12 protein-coding genes and 1 riboswitch are annotated in these 14,727 nt (G+C 66.3%); of the genes, 3 read left to right on the top strand and 9 right to left on the bottom strand.

Translation table 11 applies throughout. The annotated features are described in order from the left end of the window. Nucleotides 1–10: 10 nt before the first annotated feature. Nucleotides 11–1,048 carry an extracellular solute-binding protein gene (locus tag BoBH3_RS18445; RefSeq protein ID WP_262332296.1) on the bottom strand — a complete coding sequence of 346 codons (1,038 nt, stop codon included), beginning with the start codon at nucleotides 1,046–1,048 and terminating at the stop codon, nucleotides 11–13. 172 nt (nucleotides 1,049–1,220) lie between these two features. Between BoBH3_RS18445 and BoBH3_RS18440 the strand changes: the two genes are divergently transcribed. After that, nucleotides 1,221–2,771 (top strand): aldehyde dehydrogenase, encoded by a 1,551-nt coding sequence (locus tag BoBH3_RS18440; protein WP_262332295.1) that lies wholly within the window; start codon nucleotides 1,221–1,223, stop codon nucleotides 2,769–2,771. Between the two features lie 124 nt (nucleotides 2,772–2,895). Here BoBH3_RS18440 and BoBH3_RS18435 read toward each other — a convergent pair whose 3' ends face one another. Beyond that, nucleotides 2,896–3,708 carry a GntR family transcriptional regulator gene (locus tag BoBH3_RS18435; RefSeq protein ID WP_262332294.1) on the bottom strand — a complete coding sequence of 271 codons (813 nt, stop codon included), beginning with the start codon at nucleotides 3,706–3,708 and terminating at the stop codon, nucleotides 2,896–2,898. Between the two features lie 141 nt (nucleotides 3,709–3,849). On the opposite strand from BoBH3_RS18435, the gene BoBH3_RS18430 reads away from it, so the two are divergent. Then, nucleotides 3,850–5,157, top strand: a complete 1,308-nt coding sequence (locus BoBH3_RS18430) for an aspartate aminotransferase family protein (RefSeq protein WP_262332293.1) — start codon at nucleotides 3,850–3,852, stop codon at nucleotides 5,155–5,157. Between the two features lie 15 nt (nucleotides 5,158–5,172). On the opposite strand, the gene hemC is transcribed toward BoBH3_RS18430, so the two are convergent. Continuing rightward, nucleotides 5,173–6,117: a hydroxymethylbilane synthase gene (gene hemC / locus BoBH3_RS18425; protein ID WP_262332292.1), complete on the bottom strand. Its 945-nt coding sequence runs from the start codon at nucleotides 6,115–6,117 to the stop codon at nucleotides 5,173–5,175. 475 nt (nucleotides 6,118–6,592) lie between these two features. On the opposite strand from hemC, the gene BoBH3_RS18420 reads away from it, so the two are divergent. Next, nucleotides 6,593–7,831 (top strand): amidohydrolase family protein, encoded by a 1,239-nt coding sequence (locus BoBH3_RS18420; protein ID WP_262332291.1) that lies wholly within the window; start codon nucleotides 6,593–6,595, stop codon nucleotides 7,829–7,831. A gap of 78 nt (nucleotides 7,832–7,909) precedes the next feature. On the opposite strand, the gene thiC is transcribed toward BoBH3_RS18420, so the two are convergent. The 6 genes from thiC to BoBH3_RS18390 all read right to left on the bottom strand — a co-directional run bounded on the left by thiC (nucleotide 7,910) and on the right by BoBH3_RS18390 (nucleotide 14,624). Next, a complete protein-coding gene (gene thiC / locus BoBH3_RS18415) occupies nucleotides 7,910–9,799 on the bottom strand; it encodes a phosphomethylpyrimidine synthase ThiC (RefSeq protein WP_262332290.1) in 1,890 nt (629 codons plus the stop codon). An 82-nt stretch (nucleotides 9,800–9,881) separates the two neighbouring features. Then, a riboswitch (TPP riboswitch) is annotated at nucleotides 9,882–9,985 on the bottom strand. 108 nt (nucleotides 9,986–10,093) lie between these two features. After that, on the bottom strand, nucleotides 10,094–11,059 hold the full coding sequence (locus BoBH3_RS18410; RefSeq protein WP_262332289.1) for a 2-hydroxyacid dehydrogenase: 966 nt from the start codon (nucleotides 11,057–11,059) through the stop codon (nucleotides 10,094–10,096). 137 nt (nucleotides 11,060–11,196) lie between these two features. Then, a complete protein-coding gene (locus BoBH3_RS18405) occupies nucleotides 11,197–11,877 on the bottom strand; it encodes an RraA family protein (RefSeq protein ID WP_262332288.1) in 681 nt (226 codons plus the stop codon). 67 nt (nucleotides 11,878–11,944) lie between these two features. Further along, on the bottom strand, nucleotides 11,945–12,733 hold the full coding sequence (locus BoBH3_RS18400; protein ID WP_262332287.1) for an ABC transporter permease: 789 nt from the start codon (nucleotides 12,731–12,733) through the stop codon (nucleotides 11,945–11,947). Next, on the bottom strand, nucleotides 12,730–13,572 hold the full coding sequence (locus BoBH3_RS18395; RefSeq protein WP_262332286.1) for an ABC transporter permease: 843 nt from the start codon (nucleotides 13,570–13,572) through the stop codon (nucleotides 12,730–12,732). Before BoBH3_RS18395 ends, BoBH3_RS18400 begins: the two co-directional genes overlap by 4 nt. Beyond that, complete coding sequence (locus tag BoBH3_RS18390; protein WP_262332285.1) at nucleotides 13,569–14,624, bottom strand: ABC transporter ATP-binding protein; 1,056 nt, start codon at nucleotides 14,622–14,624, stop codon at nucleotides 13,569–13,571. Before BoBH3_RS18390 ends, BoBH3_RS18395 begins: the two co-directional genes overlap by 4 nt. Nucleotides 14,625–14,727: the final 103 nt, after the last annotated feature.

Below are 14,727 nucleotides of genomic sequence, written 5' to 3'. Positions count from 1 at the left end.
TCCGCAGCGCTTACTTCGCCAGCCAGGCGTTGAAGCGCGCCTCGAGATCCTCGCCGTGCTCGACCCAGAACTCGGTGTTGATGAAGAGGCCCTCCTTGGCGTGGTTGGCGACCATGCCCGGGTTCTTCTTGACGATCTCGGGGTTGTTGGCGACGGCGGCGTTGGCGGGCGACACCGCCCAGTCCTGCGCCAGGTTCGTCAGCGGCTTCTCGTCGGTCATGTAGCTGATCAGCTTCATGGCCTCGGCCTTGTTCGGCGAATTGCGCACCACGGCCCAGTAGTCGAAGGAGAACAGCAGCGTGTTCCACAGGACCGGATACTTGGCACCGCCCTCATTGGCGCGGATCGTGCGGCCGACATAGCCGACAGCATAGGCGGCCTCGCCCGAACCGACGAACTGGAGCGGCTGCGCGCCGGACTTCCACCAGACGATGTGCGGCTTGAGCTGGTCGAGCTTGGCGAAGGCGCGCTTCTGCCCGTCCGCCGTCGCCAGAACCTTGTAGACGTCCGCGGCGGGGACGCCATCGGCGATCAGCGCGATCTCGAGGGTCATCTTGGCGCCGGAACGCAGGGAGCGCTTGCCGGGAAACTTCTGCACATCCCAGAGCTCGGCATAGTTGGCCGGGCCGGTCGCGATGCGGGCCTGGTCGTAGAACAGGCTCACGCCCCAGCCGACGGCGCCGGCGCCGCAATCCGTCGTGCCGCCGGGAATGAACTTGTTCTTGTCGATGGCGCTCCAATCGAGTTTCTCGAAAACGCCGTCCTCGCAACCGCGGGCCAGCTCCGGGGCCTCGACCATGATGACGTCGGTGGTGACGTCATTGGCCTTCACCATCGAGTAAACCTTGGCCATCTCGCCGTTATAGACGTCGTCCGCGACCTTGACGCCCTTCTCGGCGGCATAGCCCTGGAAGAGATGCTTGCGGGCATTGTCCTGGAAGCCGCCGCCAAAGCCGACCACCATCAAATCGCGCGCCAGCGCAGGCGCGGAAGCCGTCATGAGACCGAGCGCGAGAAGCCCGGCCCGAGCAAAAATCGTCGTCTTCATCCTGATCCCCTCTTTTTGGATCGCAAGCCTGAGTTCGGCCAACCGGTCGGCGGCGGGTTCCGGCCGGTTTCCGACCTGCCTGCCATCTCGACACTTGCATTGGTATCTTTGATATGAAGATGATACATATCTGTCAACGGCGCCCACCGCCGCTTTCTCCCAGGATTCCACGATGACAGCCGCCACTCTCTCGCTCGAACCGATCTCGCCGGCCATCCGCCCGACCAAGCAGGATGCAGACCAGCGCTATCGTTACCAGCACTATATCGATGGCGCATTCGTCGACCCAGAGGGCGGCAAGTGGCTGGAAACCTCGGACCCGGTGACAGGCGAGGACTGGGCCTGGGTGCCGCGCGGCAACGCCACCGATGTCGAGCGGGCCGTGGAAGCCGCCCACCGCGCCTTCTCGGAGGGAGCCTGGCCGGCGCTCTCGGCGTCCGGGCGCGGCGCGCTGATGCGCAAGCTCGGCGACCTCATCACCGAGAACGCGGAATGGCTGGCACGCATAGAGATGCGCGACAACGGCAAGCTCCTCGCCGAGCTGTCCATGCAGATGCGCTACATGGCGAACTACTATTACTACTATGGTGGCTTGGCGGATAAGATCGAAGGCACGGTGATCCCGACCGACAAGCCCGGCGTGTTCAACTACACGAAGCCCGAGCCGATCGGCGTCGTCGCCTGCATCATGCCGTGGAACTCGCCGCTGCCGCTGACGAGCCTCAAGCTCGCGCCGGCGCTCGCCGCCGGCTGCACGGTCGTGCTGAAGCCTTCCGAGTTCACCTCCGCCTCGCTGCTCGAATTCGCCAAGCTGGTCGAGGCGGCGGGCTTTCCGAAGGGAGTCGTCAACGTCATCACCGGCTACGGCATGGAGGTCGGCGACGCCCTGATCAGCCACCCCAAGGTGGAGCGCATCGCCTTCACCGGCGGCCCCGAGGCGGGGCGCATCATCAACGAGAAAGCCGCCCGCCACATGAAGCGGGTGACGCTGGAGCTCGGCGGCAAGTCGCCCAACATCGTCTTCGACGACGCCGATCTCGACCAGGCGGTGAAGGGCGCGGTTGCCGGCATCTTCGCGGCCTCCGGCCAGACCTGCGTCGCGGGCTCGCGCCTGCTGGTTCAGGACACGATCCACGACGCCTTCGTCGAGCGGCTGAAGAGCTTCATCGCCGATGTGAAATTCGGCCACCCCTCCGATCCGGCGACGCAGGTCGCGCCGATCTCGACCAAGCCGCAGATGGAGAAGATCAAGTCCTATGTCGAGATCGCCAAGTCGGAAGGCGCGCAGCTCGTCGCCGGTGGCGAGCCCGCCTCGGTGCCCGGCTATCCGAAGGGGCTGTTCTACAAGCCGACCATCTTCGTCGACGTGAAGAACAGCATGCGCATCGCGCAGGAGGAGGTCTTCGGCCCCGTCCTCTCGGTGATCCGCTTCACCGATGAGGACGACGCGGTGCGTATCGCCAACGACACGCAGTTCGGGCTGGCCGCGGGCATCTGGACGCAATCGATGCGCCGGGCGCTGACCATGGCGAACCGCGTCCGCGCCGGCACGGTGTGGGTCAACAACTACCGCTCGACCAGCACGACCTCGCCCTTCGGCGGCTTCAAGATGAGCGGCATCGGGCGCGAGGGCGGGATCGCCGGGATCAAGGAATACATGGAGACCAAGAGCGTCTGGATCTCCACCGCGACCGACATCCCGAACCCGTTCATCCGCCGCTGACGGCGGACAGGACAGCGGCGCCCGGGAGCATTTCCGCGTTTCTCTGAATCGCAGAAATGCTCCATCTACTTGTTTTGTCGAATTTTCTTCACGCGAACCGGTGCGCACTTCGCTCGAAGATGCTCTAGCCAGCGCCGCTGTCGGTGATCATCGCCTTCCAGCGCGTGCCCAGATTCTGGTCATCGATCGAATATTCGACGCGATATTCATAGCGATCCGGCCGGTAGCGCGCCTGCAGCAGCTCGATCACGCGACCGCTCTCGTCGCTCACCTGGCGGCTCATCGCGACCAGAGCGGTGCCGATCTCGACGTCCAGATGCGGCGAGAGTTCGGCATCCGCGAGCACCGCCGTGATCCGCTCCTCGAAATCCGCCAGCCTGATGCCCGCATCGGCAAGCGTCGCAGAAACCGGCAGCGACGAGACGGCCGAACGCGGCACGAGCGGCGCGAGATCCGAGGGCAGGTAACAGACCGTGTGGGAGATCGGCGAGCGCGCGTCGCTGCGCACGCGCACGATCCGCAGCAGTTCGCCGTCCTCCGACACACCGAACAGCCGCGCCAGGTTCGGCGGCGGCCTGACGAAGCCGTAGTCCAGCAGGTCTACCTTCGTCTTGCTGGCGAGAGAGAGCTGGTTCTTGAGCACCTGGCTCGTCGGCTTCTCGGCTTCGGCGGGCGGCTTCTGCGGAAAGGTGCCGCGCCCGCGCTGGCGCAGCACGCGCCCCTCGCGTTCCAGCCGGTCCATCGCCTTGCGGACAGTGACCCGCGAGACGCCGAAGGTCTCGGCCAGATCGTCCTCGCTGGGGATCGAGACGCCGGGCGGGTAGGAGCCGTCCGTGATCTTCTGAAGCAGGATGACGTAGACCCGGTGATAAAGCGGGATCACGTCCCTGTCCGACGGGGTTCTGTCGGCCGCCATACCCACCTTGGATCGTGCCATGCGCCGCCTCCTGTTCACCTGAACGAATCGCTAGCATGTATGCTCGACGATACCAATCGTGCACGGAGTCGCTGCCGAAGATGGATTGTAACATCATGCTATCTTTGATACTTATTTGTCTCCCGATGCCGTGAAAGACGCATGATGACCGAGAGTGCCGATACTGCCGATAGGCGCCGCTTCGCCGGTTCCTATGCGCATCGCGAAAGGGCGCTCTCCCATCTGCCCCGCGGCGTTTCGTCGACCCCTCGGGCGACGCAGCAGCCCGTGCCCATCGTCATCGAGCGCGGCGAGGACGCCCATGTCTTCGATCCGGACGGAAACCGCTTCATCGACTATGCGCTCGGCTATGGCCCGCTGATCCTCGGCCACTCGCCTGCGGCGGTCATGGACGCAGTCCGGGCCGAGCTGGCGAAGGGGCTGCGGACGGCCTCCGTCCATCGCGGGGAGGCGGAGCTCGCCGAACTGATCGCCGATTGCGTGCCGTCGGCCGAGATGACGAGCTTCGTCAGCACGGGGACGGAGGCGATCCAGCTCGCCCTGCGCATCGCCCGCGCCACGACCGACCGCACGAAGATCATCAAGTTCCGCGCGAACTATCACGGCTGGTTCGACAATGTTCACGTCGCCAATGCGATCGGGCGCGACGGCGCCTCGACAGTGGGGCAGGACCCCGGCGCGACGGCCTCGATCACGCTGGTCGACTGGGGCGACGCAGATGCGCTCGAAGCCGCGTTGGATGACAGCTTCGCGGCGGTGATCGCCGAGCCGGCCGCCGTGAATGCGGGCTGCTTCGAGCCGCCGCCCGGCTTCCTCGAGCGGCTGCGCAAGGCGACGCGCAAGCATGGCGCGATGCTGATCTTCGACGAGGTCATCACCGGCTTCCGCATGGCGCTGGGCGGCGCGCAGGAACGCTACGGGGTGACGCCGGACATCACAGTGCTCGGCAAGGCGCTGGGTGCAGGGCTTCCGATCAGCGCCGTCTCGGGCACCGCGGCGGCCATGGACGTCCTCGCCAGCGGCAAGCTGATGCATCGCGGCACCTTCAACGGAAACCCGCTCTCCATTGCGGCAGCGATCGCCTGCCTGCGCGTCCTTCGCGAGGAGCGCGCGACGCTCTATCCGCGGATCGACGGCTACACCGCACGCCTCTGCGCCCATCTGAATGCAGAGTCCACGCGGCTCGGCGCCAAGGTGAACGCCCGGCAAGCGGGCCCGGCCATGCAGATCTTCGTGTCGCCCGAGCCGGTCCAGACCCTGGCCGACACCGCGAAGGCGGACCCCAAGGCGATCCTGGACTTTACCGGCGCCCTGCTGCGCAGGGGCGTCCTGACCCTGCCGCGTGGCCTCTGCTACCTGTCGAGCGCACACAGCGCCGCCGACATGGAGGCTACGGAGACGGCCATCACGGCCGCGCTGGAAAGCGTCTCGGATCGCGTGGCCGCCTGAAGGCGGCCTCCGGTCTCAGGACTGCAGCATCTTGAAGTGGCTGCAGAATTCCCGATAGCTGGTGTGCAGGATCTTCTCGCCGCCGCAGAGCTTGAGGGTTTCAGCGGCAGCAAGACCGAGCTGCTTGGCATTCTCGCCCGGCTCGTCCTCGATGGCGACGACACGCTCCTGGCCGTCGAGCGAGGTGATCTGGGCCTGAAGCACGAGGCGGTCGTCCTTCCAGTTGCTGCAGGCGCCCACGGGCAGGCTGCAGCCGGCGCCCAGTGCATGCATCATCTCGCGCTCGGCATCGACCTCGGCCCGGGTCTGCCTGCACTCGATCGCCTGGAGCACCTCCATGATGTGCTTGTCCTCGACGCGGGCTTCGATACCCAGAGCGCCCTGCCCCACAGCGTAAGGGAAGACATGCGGGTCGAGCAGCTCGGTCGTCGCCTCACCGAGCCCGAGGCGGCTCAGGCCGGCCTGCGCCAGGATCACGGCGTCGAGCCCGTCCTCGCCCTCGATCTTGGCCAGGCGCGGGCCGACATTGCCCCGGATCGGCACCACGGTCACATCCGGCCGCAGGCTCATGATCTGCGCGCGGCGGCGCAGCGAGCCCGTGCCGACGCGCGCGCCCTGCCGCAGGCCCTCGAGCGTCGCGCCGCAGAGCACGTCGCGCGGGTCCTCGCGCTTCGGTACAGCCGCGAGCGCCAGGCCGTCTCGCAGGGAGGTCGGCAGGTCCTTCAGCGAGTGGACGACGAAGTCGACCTCGCCGCACAGGAGCTGCTCCTCATGCTCCGAGGTGAAGACGCCGATCATCCCGAACTGATGGAACTCGGAGACCCTGTCCTTGTCGGCGACCGTCGCGATGGACTTGATCTCGAACTCGATCCGGGGATCGATCTGCTTAATTAAACCAATGACAAAATTGGTCTGAGCAAGAGCAAGGGGGCTTCGGCGAGTCCCGACCCGGAGCAGCATTTCGTCTATTCCCTTGCGCCGGCGAATGCCGAATCGAGCCATCCAGAGTAGGAATGAGGCTCGCCCGCGCCAGCAGTCGAGCCCTCCCGGCAAACCGCGCCACAAGGCCGGCACGGTACCCTTCGCTCCGATAGAACCGATCCCGAGCCAGCGCAATGGTCAGGAAGCCGCAGATTTGACCTGGCGCAAACTGCCTTGCTCATCCCGCAAGACGATGAGCCTAAGCTCATATGGGCAGTCCTCGGCCGCTTCGGGCGTTCAGGCGACCATAGGCACCGCATAGCGGCCGGGAACGGGAACGCTCCGTTTCCAGAGGCCAGCCCGCGATTCATGCGCCCGACGATGCACCCACGAAGGATCATGGCCGCCGACAGGATCTCCCGGGCAGAGCTTCCCGAGCAACCGGGCGGCGCCGCGGCACATAACGTGCTTGCGCGTTTTCTGCTCAATTGAATGCCAATCGATAAGCAGCAGCATGCCGACCGACCACGCCCTCGATCTTGTCTTCCGTAGGGTCACGATTGCCGGACACCGCGAGCCACTGGACATCGGCGCCAAGGACGGAAAGATCGCGGCCATCGCCCCCCGGATCCAGTGCGACGCGCCCGACATCGATGCCGGCGGCAGGCTGGCCGTGCCGGGCTTCGTCGACAGCCACATCCATCTCGACAAGGCCTGCCTGCTCGGGCGCTGCGGCCATAGCCATGGCGGCCTTGCCGGCGCCATAGCCGCCGTGGCCGCGATGAAGCGGGGCTTCACCGAGGCAGACGTCTACCAGCGGGGCGGAAAGGTCATCGAGAAGGCGATCGGCAAGGGCACGACCCGGATGCGGACCCATGTCGAGGTCGATCCCCGCGCCGGCCTGCGGAGCTTCGCCGCCATCAAGGCGTTGAAGGCGGATTATGCCTGGGGTCTTGATCTCTCGATCTGCGTTTTCCCACAGGAGGGCCTGACCAACGATCCCGGCACAGAGGAGTTGCTCGTCGCGGCCCTGGAAGACGGCGCGGACCTGCTCGGCGGCTGCCCCTACACCGACACCGATCCGGCGGCCCAGATCGAGAGGCTGTTCGCGCTCGCGCGCCGCTTCGATGTCGATCTCGACTTTCACCTCGATTTCGACCTCGACCCGAGCTGGATGCATCTCGACGAGGTCTGCCGCCAGACGGAAAGCCATGGCTGGGGCGGGCGTGTCGCGGTCGGGCATGTCACCAAGCTTTCGATGGTGCCGCCGGATGCCCTGGCCGCGATAGCGCAGAGGCTCTCCGATACCGGCATCGCCCTCACCGTCCTGCCGGCGACGGATGTCTATCTCATGGGCCGGCAGGAGAACCATGCCGTTCCGCGCGGTCTTGCGCCGGCTCATATCCTTGTCGAGCGCGGCGTGACCTGCTCGATCGCCACCAACAACGTGCTCAACCCGTTCACGCCGTTCGGCGACGTCTCGCTGCTGCGCATGGCGAACCTCTACGCGAATGTCGCTCAATGCGGCGTGCAGGATTTCGAGCGCTGCCTCGACATGGTGACCACCATGCCGGCGCGCCTGATGCGGCTCGGCGACTATGGCATCGCCATCGGCAATCCCGCCGACCTGGTGATTCTGGACGCCACGACGCCCGGCGATGCTCTGGCCGAGATCGCCGAGCCGATCATGGGCTTCAAAGGAGGCCGGCTGAGCTTCGAGAGGCCAGCCGCGCGATTGCACCCGTTGCGCTAGATCGCCGCGCGTCCGATAGGGCGCGAAAACGGTGATCTAGCCGCATGGTTGTCGCATCGGATTCATCCGATGCGAGCGTCACTCCGCCGGCAGGTAGAGCTTCGCTCCCTTTCCAAGGAATTCCTCGGACTTCGCCGCCATGCCCTCGGCTGCCATCGCTTCGAGACTGGCGCGCTCATTGTCGCTCATCGCCAGAACCTCGGCCCGCAGATCCTGCGTGATCTTCATCGAGCAGAATTTCGGCCCGCACATCGAGCAGAAATGCGCGACCTTGTGGGCGTCCTTCGGCAGCGTCTCGTCGTGGAATGACCGCGCCGTATCGGGATCGAGAGCCAGGTTGAACTGATCCTCCCAGCGGAAGTCGAAGCGGGCACGCGAGAGCGCGTCGTCGCGGATCTTCGCCGCCGGGTGGCCCTTGGCAAGGTCGGCGGCATGGGCGGCGATGCGATAGGTGATGACGCCGGTCTTGACGTCGTCGCGATCCGGGAGACCCAGATGCTCCTTCGGCGTGACGTAGCAGAGCATGGCGCAGCCATACCAGCCGATCATGGCCGCGCCGATGCCTGAGGTGATGTGGTCATAGCCCGGCGCGATATCGGTGGTCAGCGGTCCGAGCGTGTAGAACGGCGCCTCGCCACACTCCCTGAGCTGCTTGTCCATGTTCTCCTTGATCTTGTGCATCGGCACATGGCCAGGGCCCTCGATCATCACCTGGCAACCCTTGTCCCAGGCGACCTTGGTGAGCTCCCCCAAGGTCTCCAGCTCGGCGAACTGGGCGCGGTCATTGGCGTCGGCGATCGAGCCGGGGCGCAGGCCATCGCCCAGCGAGAAGGAGACGTCGTAAGCCCGCATGATCTCGCAGATCTCGTCGAAGCGCTCGTAGAGGAAGCTCTCGCGGTGATGCGCGAGGCACCAGCGCGCCATGATCGAGCCACCGCGCGAGACGATGCCGGTGACGCGGTTCGCCGTCAGCGGGACGTAAGGCAGGCGCACGCCGGCGTGGATCGTGAAATAGTCCACGCCCTGCTCGGCCTGCTCGATCAGCGTGTCCTTGAAGACCTCCCAGTCGAGCTTGATCGGATCGCCGCCGACCTTCTCCAGCGCCTGGTAGATCGGCACCGTGCCGATGGGGACCGGAGAGTTGCGCAGGATCCAGGAGCGGATGTTGTGGATGTTGCGGCCGGTGGAGAGGTCCATCACCGTGTCGGCACCCCACCGGATCGCCCAGACCAGCTTCTCGACCTCCTCGGCCGCGCCGGAGGTGACGGCGGAGTTACCGATATTGGCGTTGATCTTGACCAGGAAGTTGCGGCCGATCGCCATCGGCTCGAGTTCGGGATGGTTGATGTTAGCCGGGATGATGGCGCGGCCGCGCGCGATCTCGTCGCGGACGAATTCGGGCGTGACGAATTCCGGCACGGCAGCGCCGAAGCTCTCGCCATCGGCGTGGCGCTCGCGGGCGCCCTCCAGCATCGCCGCACGGCCGAGATTCTCGCGATGGGCGACGTAGATCATCTCGGGCGTGACGATGCCGGCCTTCGCGAACTCGTATTGCGTCGTCATCTGGCCGGGCTTGGCCTGCAGGATCGGGCGCTGCGCCGGGCAGGCCGGCACGAGCTGGTCGGCGGAGATGTTGCCGTTGTCGGCGGCGGTCACGACCCTTCCCGCCACCTGCTCGAAGCCGCGCGCATCGAGCCAGGCGCGGCGCGGCTGCGGCAGACCGGCGGCGAGGTCGATCTTCGCATCGGTCTCGGTATAGGGGCCGGAGGGATCATAGATGCGGACCGGCGGCTCGGCATCGGTGGTCAGCACCACCTCGCGGAAGGGCACGCGCATCTGGGGATGCTCGGGCGGCGCGACGTAGATCTTGCGGGAGCCGATGATCGGGCCGGTGGTCACGCCGGTCGGCGCCGCGAACTTCGACGCGGCGTTGACGCTGTTCTTCTGTGGCTTGTTGTGGACGTTCATCGGGATCTCCTCCTTGGCTCAAGGTTCAGGAGATCCGGGATGTCGAGACGGTTCAGTCGCTGTATTGCGGATTCGCCCCGACGAGCGTGCCGCGTTCCAGTCCCTCCGCCGGCATGACCCGGATCAGGTACAAAGGGTTCGGCACGCGCCATCTCAGCCCCTTTCGGGGCACCCCTCGGATGCGATCAAACTGGCATTGGCAGGGGCCGCCGTAAACCCCCGTTCTCAACGAGGCATCCGCGACCTGCGGAAGGATCGGCCGCGCATGATGCAGCGGCCGATTCCCAAATAATCTCAGACGACGATGTCGCGCTCGGGAACGGCTTCGCCGCGCGAGCAGAGCAGGATGTTGTCGAACATCCGCTTCACGGTCGGCGCGAAATTATCGGAGGCCATCGCGGCCAGGTGCGGCGTCACCACCAGATTGTCGAGGGTCAGCAATTCGCTGTCCGCCGGCAGCGGCTCGACCGAGAACACGTCCATCGCCGCGCCGGCGATCTCCTTCGCGCGCAACGCCTCGACGAGCGCCACCTCATCGACCACGCCGCCGCGCGCGACGTTCACCAGAATGGCGCTCTTCTTCATCGCGCGGAAGGCAGCGGCATCGATCAGGTTCGCGGTCTCGGGCGTCATCGGGCAATGCAACGAGACGATGTCTGCGCGCTCCAGCAGCTCAGGAATCGTGGCGTAGGACACGCCCAGCACCGCCTCCTCGTCGGCGGGCAGGGGCTGGCGCTTGTTGTAGAGGATAGTGCAGCCGAAACCCTTGAGCATCCGCGCGACGTTCTTGCCGATGGCGCCGAAGCCGACGATGCCGACCGTCTTTCCCGAGAGCATGAAGGTCTCGCCCGGGATGTTGCCGGTGATCCACTTGCCCTTCTTCAGCTCGGCATGGCCATGGGCCAGGAAGCGCAGCGACGAGAACATCAGGCCGATCGCGAATTCGGCAACGGGCACGGCATTGGAGCCGGTGGTGCGCGCCACCCTGATCCCAAGCTCCTTCGCCGTGGCGATGTCGAGATTGTCGTAGCCGACCCCCCATTTGTGCAGGAGCTTCAGCTTCTTCGCCGCGCGCAGCACGTCGCCCGAAACGGCGACCTGGCCGGAAATGGCATAGTCGGCCTCCGCGATGATCTGCTTCATGTGCTCGTCGCCGCGCGCCGTGCCGTGCGTCAGCACGAAGCCCGGCGGCAGGAAGGCACGCAGCTTGTCGGCCCGTTCGGGCGCGGTCATGTCGAGCAGGACGATGGTCTCGGTCATAGGATGGTGTCCGGGTTTCGGAAGGAGTGTCGGGTGATGAAGGGCATGCCGGCCGGCGTGCTATTCGCATCGAATGCGAAGCTCATGCCGCCGGCGATGTCTGCGTAGAGGGATCGATCGTGCCAGGGGTTTCGCCCTCAACCTTTCGCGGCGGCGAGCGCGTCCAGCACCATCTTGGTCGCACCGGAGAGGTCGCCGAGCTTCTCGCCGGCCCTGACACGATCCTGATTGCGCTCCCCGCGCTCCTGCCGGGCTATTGCCGCATCGGCAATGGCCTCGGCCTCGTCGCGCGGCAGCACCAGCACGCCGGACTCGTCGGCCAGGATCACGTCACCAGCCTTCACCGGCACGTTGCCGCAGGAAATGGGGTGGTTGAGCGTCCCGCCGAGATTGTAGAGCCGCGTGGTGATCGGCGACATGCCGCGGCACCACATCGGGAAGTCGCTGTCCTGAATCTCGGTCAGGTCCGTGCAGGGACCGTCGACGATTCCGCCGACCGCGCCGGCCGCCTTCGCGGCAACGGTGACGCCGCCGCCCCAGCAGGCGTGCTTGTCGTCGCCGAGGCGGTCGACGACGAGGATATCGCCGGGGCGCAGCAGGCCGAGCGTGTGGTGCAGCAGGGTCGAATCCTGCCCCGGAATCGCGAGCGTCACCGCAGCTGCGGCGATGCGCTTGGTGCGCAGCAAGGGCTGAATGCCGCGGTCCATGAAGCCCCAGTGCTGCGAATGGCCGACTGTGGCGGTCTCGACCTTGAGCAGCTTCTCGACGAGGGCCGCCGGAAGCTGCTCCGGCATGGGGGCAATGCGGTAGTCGGGCATGGGGCTTCTCCTATGGCATGACGCCGAAAAGTGGGAACCGGTTTTCGGACAACATCCTGCCGGCAAATTACTTTCCGACGGCGCGGGCGACGCCGACCAGGCGTTCCACCGCGACGATGACGATGAGGGTGGCGATGATGAGCACGACGGAGAGCGCCGCGATCAGCGGGTCGGTGCGACCTTCGACATAGCGCACCATCTCGACCGGCAGGGTGGAGGCGCGCGGGCCGGAGATGAAGAGTGAAATCACCGTCTCGTCAAAGGAGAGCAGGAAGGACAGGCAGCCGCAGGCGATCAGGCCGGGCATAGCCAAAGGCAGCGTCACACGTCGCACCACGCGCCAGGGCGTGGCGCCGAGCGTCGCAGCCGCCGCTTCGATGTCATGCGGCAGGTTGGAGAGCGCGGTCGTCATCATCCTGATGACGAAGGGCACCGTCACCGTCATGTGGCCGAGCACGAGGCCGGGCAGGGTCGCGGTGAGCCGCAACGGCGTGAAGAAGAGCAGCAGCGCGAGACCCGTGATCAGGGTCGGCAGCAGCAGCGGCGCCAGGAAGAAGCCGGTCAGCGCAGCCTTGCCGCGGAACTCGCCCTTGGCCAGCGCCAGCGCTGCCGGAACGCCGACGACCAGCGAGAGCAGCGTCACGACGCTCGCCACCTGCACGCTCAAGCCAAGCGCCGAGAGCAACGGCGCATGCCCCGCCAGCGCCTGGAACCAGCGCAGCGAATAGCCTGAAGGCGGGAACAGGATGAAATTATCGGCCGAGAAGGCGAGCGCGAAGACGACAACGATCGGCGCCAGAATCAGCGCATAGACCAGCGCGGCGAGGCTGGAGAGGACGGGGCCGGCGCCGTTCATCGCTTCAGCCCCTTCGCGACGACGTTGGAAAGCGCGAGCAGCGCCAGCAGCAGAACGAGCGTGTAGATCGCCAGCACCGCCGCCACCGGCCAATTGGTGTTGGTCGTCGCCTGCTCGAATATCTCTGTCGCCAGCACGAAGACGCGCCCGCCGCCGAGCAGCTTTGGCGTGATATAGGCCGACATCGAGAGCACGAAGCCGAGCCCCGCCGCGAGCGCGATCGCCGGCAGGCTGAGTGGCAGCGTCACGCGCATGAAGGTGCGGAAGGGCGAGGCGCCGAGCGAGCGCGAGGCTTCCTCCAGCGTGCGGTCAAGCTGGCCGAAGCCGGCGAGCAGCGCCAGAATCATATAGGGCATGATGCTTTCGGCGAGGCCGATCGTGACGCCGGTCCAGTTGAAGACGAGCTTGAGCGGCGCCGAGATCAATCCGAGCGATTGCAGCAGCCCGTTGACCAAGCCGCGGTCTCCAAGGATGGCGAGCCAGCCGAAGACGCGCACGACGCTGGAGATCAGCATCGGCATGATCGCGATCACCGCGAGCAGCCCTTTCCAGCGCGAGTCGGTGCGGAACAGGAACAGAGAGAGCGGATAGGACAGCGCGAGCGCGATCGCGGTGGCGCTGAGCGAGAGCCAGATCGAGTTCAGCGTCAGCTCGAAGGTGAAGCCGTCCGCGAAGGTGTCGGCAGCGGTCTTCAGCGACCACGCCTCGACCATCGCGCCGGTGGGGCCGACCTCGTTGAAGGCGTTCCGCATCAGCAGCAGCGTCGGCCAGGCGTAGATGGCCAGGACGAACAAAGCCGCCGGGATCAGCAGCAGCGGGAGGCGCGCCGAGGCGGTCATGCTGCTTCGCGGGCGAAGGGCAGGCTGTCCTGCGCCCGCCAGACGACCGCGACCTCCGACCCTTCCGGCGGAACAGGGCTGCCGGACGCCATCTCGACCGTGAGTTGGCCCCCCGCGCCCTCGACCAGCACCTCGACATGGTCACCGACGAAGACGTTGCGCAGCACCTTGCCCGTCACGCGTGCGGTCGCGTCGCCCGCCGGCTCCGAGAGCGGGAGGATGCGCATGCGCTGCGGCCGCACGAAGATGTCGAAGGCCTGCTCCACTGGTGCCGTCACCGGCTGGGCGGCGCCCCAAAGCGTGACCCTGCCGTCGCTGCCGCGCTCGGCCGGCAGCGCGTTCGCGCGGCCGACGAACTCGGCCACGAAGCGTGTGGCCGGGCGCTCGTAGATATCTTCGGGCGAGCCGATCTGCGCGATCCGGCCGCGATGCATCACGGCGATGCGATCGCACATCGTCAGCGCCTCGACCTGATCATGGGTGACGAACAGCGTGGTGATGCCGAGCGAACGCTGGATCGAGCGGATCTCGTGACGCATCGTGTCGCGCAGCTTGGCGTCGAGATTGGAAAGGGATTCGTCGAGCAGGAGCACGGAAGGGTGGATGACCAGCGCGCGGGCGAGCGCAACGCGCTGCTGCTGGCCGCCTGAGAGCTCGCGCGGGCGTCGCTGGGCGAGCCCCTCAAGCCGCACCATGGCGAGCGCCTCCTCGACCTGCCGGGCGATCTCCGCCTTCGGCCGTCCCCGCTCCTCGAGCCCGAAGGCGACATTGCGCGCCACCGACATGTGCGGGAACAGCGCATAGGACTGAAAGACATAGCCCATGTTCCGCTTATGCGCGGGAAGCCGGGTAATCTCGCTGCCGTCGACGCGGATCATGCCCTGGTTCGGCTCGATCAGCCCGGCGAGCATCCTCAGCGTTGTCGTCTTGCCGCAGCCGGAGGGCCCGAGCAGGGCGACGGCCTCGCCCTTCGCCACCGAGAGCGAGACGTCATCGACGGCCACCGCGCTACCATAGCGCTTCTGCAGGCCGGAGAGTTCGAGATAGCTCATGACCGAGGGCCTTTGGGCTCTGTCGTCATGGTCGGGCTTGTCCCGACCATCCACGTCTTCCTTCGTCGAGGGCGCCGTTCAGGGCGTGGATGCTCGCCATAAG

It is taken from the genome of Allobosea sp. BH3 (assembly GCF_025499465.1).
Taxonomy (GTDB): domain Bacteria; phylum Pseudomonadota; class Alphaproteobacteria; order Rhizobiales; family Beijerinckiaceae; genus Allobosea.
Note: the sequence above shows the minus strand (reverse complement) of the source record. Positions and strands in the feature narration are given on the sequence as shown.

What these genes read in the sequence shown, in the direction of transcription:
- BoBH3_RS18445 (WP_262332296.1), bottom strand. Translation starts at nt 1,048, where the DNA reads ATGAAGACGACGATTTTTGCTCGGGCCGGGCTTCTCGCGCTCGGTCTC.
- BoBH3_RS18440 (WP_262332295.1), top strand. Translation starts at nt 1,221, where the DNA reads ATGACAGCCGCCACTCTCTCGCTCGAACCGATCTCGCCGGCCATCCGC.
- BoBH3_RS18435 (WP_262332294.1), bottom strand. Translation starts at nt 3,708, where the DNA reads ATGGCACGATCCAAGGTGGGTATGGCGGCCGACAGAACCCCGTCGGAC.
- BoBH3_RS18430 (WP_262332293.1), top strand. Translation starts at nt 3,850, where the DNA reads ATGATGACCGAGAGTGCCGATACTGCCGATAGGCGCCGCTTCGCCGGT.
- hemC (WP_262332292.1), bottom strand. Translation starts at nt 6,117, where the DNA reads ATGCTGCTCCGGGTCGGGACTCGCCGAAGCCCCCTTGCTCTTGCTCAG.
- BoBH3_RS18420 (WP_262332291.1), top strand. Translation starts at nt 6,593, where the DNA reads ATGCCGACCGACCACGCCCTCGATCTTGTCTTCCGTAGGGTCACGATT.
- thiC (WP_262332290.1), bottom strand. Translation starts at nt 9,799, where the DNA reads ATGAACGTCCACAACAAGCCACAGAAGAACAGCGTCAACGCCGCGTCG.
- BoBH3_RS18410 (WP_262332289.1), bottom strand. Translation starts at nt 11,059, where the DNA reads ATGACCGAGACCATCGTCCTGCTCGACATGACCGCGCCCGAACGGGCC.
- BoBH3_RS18405 (WP_262332288.1), bottom strand. Translation starts at nt 11,877, where the DNA reads ATGCCCGACTACCGCATTGCCCCCATGCCGGAGCAGCTTCCGGCGGCC.
- BoBH3_RS18400 (WP_262332287.1), bottom strand. Translation starts at nt 12,733, where the DNA reads ATGAACGGCGCCGGCCCCGTCCTCTCCAGCCTCGCCGCGCTGGTCTAT.
- BoBH3_RS18395 (WP_262332286.1), bottom strand. Translation starts at nt 13,572, where the DNA reads ATGACCGCCTCGGCGCGCCTCCCGCTGCTGCTGATCCCGGCGGCTTTG.
- BoBH3_RS18390 (WP_262332285.1), bottom strand. Translation starts at nt 14,624, where the DNA reads ATGAGCTATCTCGAACTCTCCGGCCTGCAGAAGCGCTATGGTAGCGCG.